This window comes from Treponema sp., from assembly GCF_024696245.1.
In the GTDB taxonomy this organism is placed as follows: Bacteria; Spirochaetota; Spirochaetia; order Treponematales; family Treponemataceae; genus Treponema_D.
In genome coordinates, this window is record NZ_JAILGZ010000115.1 from 1 (window position 1) to 7,795 (window position 7,795).

Sequence of the window (7,795 nt, forward strand, 5' to 3'; positions counted from 1 at the left end):
TGAATTTACCCTCTTTTTCCTTATTATGTATAAAAATTCATACAGGTAAAACCGCAGATACAGTGTAACAGTTTTGATAACACACTAGCCCTTATATAAAAGCCCCTGACAAGGAGGTAACACTTTTGATAACAAAAAGACCGCTTTTTCTACCCCATGATATCAAAACTGTTACCTCCCCTACCCTGTTTACTACCCTGAACCCTGTCCCCGAAGGTAAACTCGCCCACAGCACAAGTCATTCTGCCCCCTAAGGCGCTTCATCCATACTAAGCCCAGCCATTTTAAACAACTACCCCGGCAGAGCATAAAAACAGGTAACACTTTTGATAACATTCAAAGTTAATATAAGCCTATCAAAACTGTTACCCGCCTCCCCTGTAAAAGTCGAAGTAACACTTTTGATAACAAAAGACGGACATCTGGCAGACTTACAACTTTTAATCAATATTAAAGAATTCTTTAACCCTTAAATGTTTTGTTAATCTACTACAAAGAATTCTTTAATCTTTCATAAAGAATTCTTTAATGCAGAGCCACCCCCTGTTTACGTAGAGCCACCCCTGTTTACGTAGAGCCACCCCTGTTTACGTAAAGCCACCCCTGTTTACGTAAAGCCCCCCTGTTTACGTAAAGCCTCCCGCTGTTTACAAAAAGCACGCCCGCCTCTGTATGTACCAGCCCCTGTCTGTAAAACCGGCTGGTTTTACCTCAAAAACACAGCTGTTTGCATAACTCCATCCAGGAGCCGAAAGAAGACACAGGCTGCTCCAGGTTACAAAATCAGGCAGTCAGAAGCCGGCTCAGGTGCAAAAAGCCCCCTCTGTTTACAAAACCCATGCCTGACTCCCCTTAAAAAGCCGTCCAAAGCTGCATTTTTACAAATCCCCTCAGACGCACGAGGATGGCCGCTACGGGTACTTTCAAATCGGTCGATATGGATTACCTTTTTTCTAAAAAAAGCCCTCTAAAGCAATCCTCAGAGGTCACTTTTCCGGCACTTTTAATGATTTAATCATTTAACACTTATTAAATATATAGTAAACATAAATTAAACTGTTTAACCATTAAATGATTAAACCATTTAATCAATATTTACACACAATTAAATATACATTAAACGATTAAATATCCATTTAAAAAGTAACTTGACATTTAAGGATTAACGGGTTTAATATTTATTAACATTTTTATTAAAAAAGATTTAACCGTATCTTGGGAGGGAAAGGTGAAATCCTACGCATTCGCACTTCAAAAAGGCGGAACAGGTAAGACAAGTATCAGTGTATCTGTTGCCGTTAACCTTGCCAACCGTGGCAAAAAAGTTGTTTATATAGACTGTGACCCTCAGGGCAATTCCAGTTCATGGCTGCTTAATGATTTTGATCATGAACTTGCAGATATTCTTTACGGCAACGTTCCAACCCTGGAATGTGTATACCAGTCTGACCTGGAAAACCTTTTTGTAATTCCAACCTTCGGAGTAGGGGGAAGCCTTAAGCAGTTTGCAAAAAACGAGCACTATCCATTCATCTTTCAAAAAAAGATTCTTCCGGAACTTGAACAGCACTTTGACTACTGTATTTTTGATACATCCCCAGCTTTTGACGAATTTGAAAAATCAATTTTTATCGGCTGTAACGAAGTAGTACCTGTTCTTAAACTGGATGAATTTTCAAAGGACGGATGGCAGATTTTTAACCAGAACCTGGCTCCTGTAGAAGCCCAGTACGGCGTAAAACCTGTATTCAAAAAAATTGTTCTTAACCAGCAGGACAAACGTCTTAAAAGCCAGAGCATCTACCTTGATGTATTTAACCAGATTAATGCCGACAAGCAGTTTGAATTTATCATCGTTCCAACAGACCCTGCATTTTCTAAAAGTCAGAGTATTCACACAACAATCTATGACAAAATCGTTTCTGCAAAAGCAGAGACTTTAACTGCAATATCAGACTTAGTAGAGAGGTTACTTTAATGGCTGTACATCAAAAAAATCCAAGTTTTGCAGACCTTGCAAGAGCTAAAGTTAATAACGAAATTCAGGAATCAATGGCAGCTTATATTCCGGAAGCAATTCCAGAAAAAGGACCATTTATTCAGAATGATATCAAAAGTGTTACCTCTCCGGCTGATTCAACTCAACAAGGGGCAGGGGAGAGTGCTGCAGAAAATTCAGACAGTAAAGCTGCTGTTGCTTCAAAAAAAAGAAAGGATGTACTTATAGGCATTCACGTAACTGACGACGAACGCAATGAACTTCGCAAAATGTTCTGTTCCAACGGCTTTTCCCTGGCAACCGCATACAGGGCAGCTATGACTTACTTAAGGCAGGATATAGAACTGGGTAAGGCATACATCACTTCCAATGGTGAAGTTATCCGTAAAGGCTGAATCAAGGGGAATGAATGAAAACTGAAAATTCAGCAGAAAAACAGACAGACAGCACAGAAGATAAAGAAATAATCACCCTTGGAGATACCTTTGATGCCATGTTTGCCCTGGATGAGACCCGTAAAAAGTCCAAAGTCTTAGGCTACATACCAAGTTTCTTTACCACAGCCTCACTTCCATTCAGAAACGTAAACAAACAGGTTTTTGTAAGAAAGGGTAGTAACGGAATAACCCTTACCCTTACATCTCCTAAAAACGTTCCTTTTGGAAAATACGGCCGCCTTCTTCTTAGTGTCCTTACAACCCATGCCGTCCTTAACAAAACAAAAAACGAAGCCGTATTCCTTGAATATTCAACCCTGGCAGAGCTTTTAAAAGAAATGCAGCTTCCAAAGCAAAGGGGTAAGGATATAAGGGAACAGCTGGAATGTTTTAGTAACGCTGCCTTTGCCTTTGAACAGAAAGTCACTGAATCCAAGGCAGGTTATCTTTTTAAAGATCTCTACGATAACGGCAATTATCCTAAAAGTGATGTTACGGTTACAACAAGATCTACAGGAAATATCCGCTTTACGGAAGGCGTTCAGTATCAGGAAATCGATGACGGGCAGGATGTAAAGTTTGGCAGGTTTAAGATTATTCTTTCTGCTGAATTTGCCGGCTTTTGCCAGAAACATGCGGTTCCAATTGATTATTCAGTGTACAAAGAAATCTCCAGTGCATCGGGAAAAGATCTTTACGCCTGGCTTGTTTACAGGAACAACGGTATTGATGAAAACAAACCTGTTTTTATTCCCCGTAAGAATCTTGTTGAACAGTTTATGCCTGTTGATGAAAATGCCAACAGAAGTCAGGAAAGCGTTAATTACAGCCGCTTAATTGATGAATTAAAGATGATAAAAGAAAAATATTATCCGGAAGTAAAATTTGACATTAAGTCAGATGGAACTGGTGTAATGCTGTATAAAAGTCCAACTCCTGTATTAAAAGATGATACAAGATATGCTTTAATTACAGCTAATATATAGAAGAAAAGTAACAGTTTTGATAACAAAAGAGGAGGTTTTCCACATATTCCTGTTGTTTATTATTAGTTTTTAAATTTATTAGTTAATTATTAGATATAATAGTAGAGTTTTCAAAACTGTGACTGTTTTTAATCAAAACTGTTACCTGTAAAAAAGCTCTAATAACTAATTCTATATAATATAAGGAATTAATAATAAGCTGAATTTTATCAAAACTGTTACCTGAATTTATGTTAATCCACAGATTTGTGTGGATAATGATATCAATAGTGTTACTGCATTATTGTTATCAAATATGTTACCTATAGCGCTTTAGGGGCAAAAAGGCCTTATTTTACGCTAGATATGAACCTTGAGTTGATATCAAAACTGTTACCTGCTTCATTGGGGGGGAAGTTAATGAAAAAGGTAGTTCTGGTTACAGGTGCATCCAGTGGTATTGGTCTGGATACCTGTTATAAATTTTTAGAAAAGGGCTTTATTGTTTATGGTGCTGCCCGCCGCCTGGAAAATATGCAGGAATTTGCAGAAAAGGGTGGTCATGCCGTTTATATGGATCTTACTGATAAAAAGTCCGTTGACTTATGTATTAACCGTATAAAGCTGGAGCAGGGCAGGGTAGATATTCTTGTAAATAATGCCGGTTACGCTGCAGGTGGAAGTCTTGAAGAAATTCCTATTGATGAAGCCCGCTGTCAGTTTGATGTAAATGTTTTTGGCCTTATGCTTGTTATTCAGAAGGTTCTTCCTCTTATGAGGGAGCAGGGGGAGGGCAGGATTATAAACGTGTCTTCTATTGCGGGCAGGTTTTCTTCTCCTTTTCTTGGCTGGTATCATGCATCAAAATATTCAGTAGAAGCTTTAAGTTCTTCCCTTAGAATGGAAGTGGCTTCTTTTGGCATAAAGGTTATTCTTATTGAACCTGGCTTTATCAGAACGTCCTGGGGTGTAATTGCTGCAGATTCAATAAGTAAATGCTGTACCGGTGGGCCTTACGAAAAGAGTGCTGCCGGCAGTATTGAATTTTACAAAAAGAATTACTGCGGTAAAGGCAGGATATCTTCTCCTTCTGTAGTATCTTCCTGCATAGTAAAGGCAAGTTGTAAAAAACATCCCGGCCTTAGGTATAACCCTGGTAAATATTCAAAAATTCTCGTGTTAATAACAAGATTTATGCCTTTAAGGGTTTTTGATTTTCTATGTAAAATATTTTTCCATGTATAGAAAAATGTCTGAAAATCTTAATCACGCTAACCCTCTTGCTACAGAGAGGATAGGTTCACTTATATTCAGGTTCGCTGTTCCTTCGATTATAGCCATGCTTGTAACAGGGCTTTACAACATAGTAGACCAGATTTTTATCGGTCATTATGTGGGAGAACTTGGCAATGCGGCAACAAATATTGCTTTTCCTTTATCAAGCCTTTGTACTGCCTGTTCCCTGCTTTTTGGAATAGGTGGTGCTGCTGCCTTTAACCTTTCCATGGGGGCCAGGGATACTTCAAGGGCTGTTAAGGCTGCTGCAAATGCTGTTTCCTGTGGTCTTATTGCAGGAATAATTATTGCCTTATTTTCTTCACTTTATCTTGATCCCCTTCTTGTTTTTTGTGGTTCTACAAAGGGAATCCTTCCTTATGCAAGGGATTACACCCGTATTATTGTCCTGGGATTTCCTTTTGTAATTCTTGCCATCAGCGGCGGTCATCTTATTCGTGGTGACGGAAAACCAGGTGTAGCAATGATATGTAACCTTACAGGTGCTGTCATTAATACCGGACTGGATGCTCTTTTTATAATTGTTTTTGGCTGGGGAATGAAAGGTGCGGCGGCTGCTACTGTTATCGGTCAGGTTGCTGCTGCCCTTATTGCCCTTTACCACATAGCTCATTTTAAGACTGTAAAGCTTAGCCTTAAGGATTTTATTCCGGATGGAAAAACTGTCCTTAGAATTTCTGAACTGGGAATGAGTCAGGGTTTTAATCAGATAGCCATGATGATAGTTCAGATTGTGTCCAACAATTCCTTCAGGCACTACGGAGCTCTTTCTGTTTACGGAGACGAGATTCCTATTGCCGTTGTGGGAATTGCTACCAAGCTTGCCATGCTTTATTTTTCTATCTGTATTGGTCTTACCCATGCAATGCAGCCTGTAGTTTCCTTTAATTACGGTGCCAGGGATTATATCAGGGCCAGAAAAGCCTTCTCCTGTACAAGAAATGCCGGTACTGTGGTTAGTTTTATTACTTTTTTGCTTTTCCAGTTCTTTCCTGTTCAGATAATTTCTATTTTTGGAAAAGGTTCACCCCTTTATGTGGATTTTGCCGTCAGATACATAAGGATTTTCCTTTTCTGTACCTTTATTAATAACATTCAGCCTCTTACAAGTACTTTCTTTAGTGCCATCGGTAAACCTAAAACAGGGCTTTTCCTTTCTCTTACAAGACAGATTCTCTTTTTACTGCCAATGATTATTATTCTTCCTGCAATTATCGGAATTAACGGTCTTCTTTACGCAGGTATGGCAGCTGACTTTATGGCCTTTGTTGTTTCTGTAATAATTGCCTTTAACGAATTCATTAAGAAAAAGTGGCATCAGGAGTTTGCTATTTCGTTGTAAAGGGCTTCGTAAAGGGTTGCCTTGTCCATGTTGCTGCTGTGAATCGTAGAAATCATCCTCTGGGCAAGGTGAAGGAGTACCTTGTAGCCAAAAAGAGGCTCTTCTTCACATATAGTGGTAAAGGCTTTTTTAGACAGGGTTATGGTCCTGCAGTCTGTGGTTGCTACAATAGTTGCAGTGCGGACGTCATCACTTATAAGGGCTGATTCCCCAAAGAAAATGTTCATTGTTGAATTAAGGTTTGCAAGGGCTATCTGGTCTCCTTCAAAGGTGCTTTGCAGTACCTGAACTGAGCCGCTGTAAAGTATGTAAAAAAGGTCTCCCTTAGAGCCTTCCTGAATTATTGTTTCTCCGGCAGTAAAGTCCTTTATCTTAAGGTTTTCGTATATAAGCCGCATGATTTTAAGTTCTTTCTGGCTTTTGCCGCTAAAATCCGAAAAAAGTTCTATTTTCTGAAGCTTTGGAAGTACTTCTTCAAAATCTGCAAGTTTCTGCATGTTTTACTCCTTAAATTGTGGCCTCAGGAATCTTCCTGGGTTTTTCCACGGACAAAAATTGCCTTTGTAAAGGGCGGAATTATATAACTGTCATCAGGGGTAAGAAGGGGAGAGTTGCTCTTTATGTTTTTTACCTTCTTAAGTTCATTAATGACTTTTTTAATGTCAGGGTTTTTCTGGGCTTCCCTTAGGGCGTCTTTTCTTCTCTGGTGAAAATTACCTGTATTTAAAAGCAGGCCTACCAGAACTTCCTTGGAGTCAGTAAAGGTCTTTTTTAAGTCCTTGTAGGTTTTTCCTATAAATTCCCTTTCTATGTCTTCTACGATTATTCCTGTGTCTGCATCATTGCTTATAAGGGCGCTGATTACGTTGGAGTAACCCATTCCCGAAGAAGCTGTGGCAAGAAGGCTGTATTCATAGTCAGAGGTAAGGATGATTTCGTCACAGTGGGCCATATGAAGGTGATTCTGAAACTTTGAATCCGTAAGTTCTGCTGCAATATAGATTTCCGGGTTAAGGTTTTTTATGGTAAGAACGGCAAGAACTGTGCGGGAATCCGTCTCCAGCTGGGAATATTTTTTAGACTGGTCGCTTATTATAAGGGCACGTTCAGCTTTTTCTACCTGGGCTCTTTTTAATACAGCTTCGTCAGAAAAATCTCCACCTACAAAGTGAATTCCCTTAAAGCGGTTTTCTCCAAGAATGCTTTCCATCTGGTCACCGCTGGCTTCGTTTACCAGAACAATCATGTCTGTTGTAATGTCAGGGTTGGAGACAAGAACATAGTCCAGTATTTTGTCAAAGCCCGCTCTCCATCCGCAGATAATAAAGTGTCCTTTCATGTTTTTTAACCTCAGAAGTCCTTTTTCTTTTTTAAGCTGAATATCAAGAAAATATGATGCGATTCTACCGGTAATGGCAGACAGAACCAGCATACCGAATATAAGAAGCAGAAAGCTTGCGATTCTTCCCGGAACTGTAGCCGGTGAATATTCATAGTAGCCTGCAGCGATTGTTACAAGGCTGAACCAGATTGAATCCCACCAGGAAGATATACCGGCTTCTGTTTCTGTAAGCTTGTTCACCACTGTAATGACAAGGAGAATTACTGCTATAAGAATCCAGGCCCAGGTAAAGGGATTAAGGAAAATGTATTTTAATTCCCTTAAGAGCCGCTGCCGTCTGGATTTATGGTGTTTTTTCATACTTTAATTGTACAGCAGATACTAAAAATATAAAGACTTTTTAAAGTAAGGGGG

At 39.3% G+C, this 7,795-nt stretch carries 7 protein-coding genes; 5 read left to right on the forward strand and 2 right to left on the reverse strand.

The window, feature by feature from the left end; genetic code table 11:
- Positions 1-1,228: 1,228 nt before the first annotated feature.
- The 5 genes from K6D58_RS08230 (at position 1,229) to K6D58_RS08250 (ending at position 6,039) form a co-directional block, all read left to right on the forward strand.
- Positions 1,229-1,978 carry a ParA family protein gene (locus tag K6D58_RS08230; protein ID WP_296829576.1) on the forward strand — a complete coding sequence of 250 codons (750 nt, stop codon included), beginning with the start codon at positions 1,229-1,231 and terminating at the stop codon, positions 1,976-1,978.
- The gene (locus K6D58_RS08235) at positions 1,978-2,394 is read left to right on the forward strand and encodes a hypothetical protein (RefSeq protein ID WP_296829578.1); all 417 of its coding nucleotides are present in this window, start codon (positions 1,978-1,980) and stop codon (positions 2,392-2,394) included. Before K6D58_RS08230 ends, K6D58_RS08235 begins: the two co-directional genes overlap by 1 nt.
- Before the next feature lie 14 nt (positions 2,395-2,408).
- Positions 2,409-3,422 (forward strand): replication initiation protein, encoded by a 1,014-nt coding sequence (locus K6D58_RS08240; protein WP_296829580.1) that lies wholly within the window; start codon positions 2,409-2,411, stop codon positions 3,420-3,422.
- 399 nt (positions 3,423-3,821) lie between these two features.
- Positions 3,822-4,646 carry an oxidoreductase gene (locus tag K6D58_RS08245; protein WP_296829581.1) on the forward strand — a complete coding sequence of 275 codons (825 nt, stop codon included), beginning with the start codon at positions 3,822-3,824 and terminating at the stop codon, positions 4,644-4,646.
- Entirely contained in the window at positions 4,639-6,039 is a 1,401-nt protein-coding gene (locus tag K6D58_RS08250) for an MATE family efflux transporter (RefSeq protein ID WP_296829584.1), read from the forward strand. The genes K6D58_RS08245 and K6D58_RS08250 overlap by 8 nt, the downstream gene beginning before the upstream one ends.
- Here the strand turns inward: K6D58_RS08250 and K6D58_RS08255 are convergent.
- Positions 6,015-6,536 (reverse strand): cyclic nucleotide-binding domain-containing protein, encoded by a 522-nt coding sequence (locus K6D58_RS08255; RefSeq protein WP_296829586.1) that lies wholly within the window; start codon positions 6,534-6,536, stop codon positions 6,015-6,017. The genes K6D58_RS08250 and K6D58_RS08255 overlap by 25 nt on opposite strands.
- A gap of 23 nt (positions 6,537-6,559) precedes the next feature.
- A complete protein-coding gene (locus K6D58_RS08260) occupies positions 6,560-7,741 on the reverse strand; it encodes a TrkA-related ion transporter (protein WP_296829589.1) in 1,182 nt (393 codons plus the stop codon).
- Positions 7,742-7,795: the final 54 nt, after the last annotated feature.

Bases quoted from the DNA above. Each gene is read 5' to 3' on its own strand.
- K6D58_RS08240 (WP_296829580.1), top strand. From the start codon at position 2,409: ATGAAAACTGAAAATTCAGCAGAAAAACAGACAGACAGCACAGAAGAT.
- K6D58_RS08260 (WP_296829589.1), bottom strand. From the start codon at position 7,741: ATGAAAAAACACCATAAATCCAGACGGCAGCGGCTCTTAAGGGAATTA.
- K6D58_RS08245 (WP_296829581.1), top strand. From the start codon at position 3,822: ATGAAAAAGGTAGTTCTGGTTACAGGTGCATCCAGTGGTATTGGTCTG.
- K6D58_RS08250 (WP_296829584.1), top strand. From the start codon at position 4,639: ATGTATAGAAAAATGTCTGAAAATCTTAATCACGCTAACCCTCTTGCT.
- K6D58_RS08255 (WP_296829586.1), bottom strand. From the start codon at position 6,536: ATGCAGAAACTTGCAGATTTTGAAGAAGTACTTCCAAAGCTTCAGAAA.
- K6D58_RS08235 (WP_296829578.1), top strand. From the start codon at position 1,978: ATGGCTGTACATCAAAAAAATCCAAGTTTTGCAGACCTTGCAAGAGCT.